1 pseudogene is annotated in these 303 nt (G+C 62.4%); it reads left to right on the top strand.

Annotated elements, in window-relative coordinates:
• A pseudogene (locus AF337_RS45310) lies at positions 1 to 124 on the top strand (cysteine hydrolase family protein); the annotation flags it as partial.
• Positions 125 to 303 lie beyond the last annotated feature (179 nt).

Here is a 303-nt window from a genome sequence, read left to right as displayed (position 1 = left end):
CACCAACGTCATCTACGATGCGTCGGCCGGCTATAACCGGAAGCAGCAAGATGACTTCCTGACGGAGATCGCGCCCTTTTACGCCAACGCCATCACCACCCAGGAGTTCGTGGCGAAGGCATAATCCGCCGCTGGACCCGGCCCGGTTATAGGGCCGGGCTTCCGTGGGTCCGTAGATGAGGCTATACGATGTTCGGACGAATGGTCGAACTCACGGTCGCGCCGGGCAACACCGACGCATTCGGACACGCTTTCGCGGTCCAGGCCGCCGCAGTGCGTGTTAGCGAACCGGGTAACCGCCTG

Source organism: Rhizobium ecuadorense (assembly GCF_001187535.1).
GTDB classification, from domain to species: domain Bacteria; phylum Pseudomonadota; class Alphaproteobacteria; order Rhizobiales; family Rhizobiaceae; genus Rhizobium; species Rhizobium ecuadorense.
This window is presented reverse-complemented; position numbering and strand designations above follow the sequence as displayed.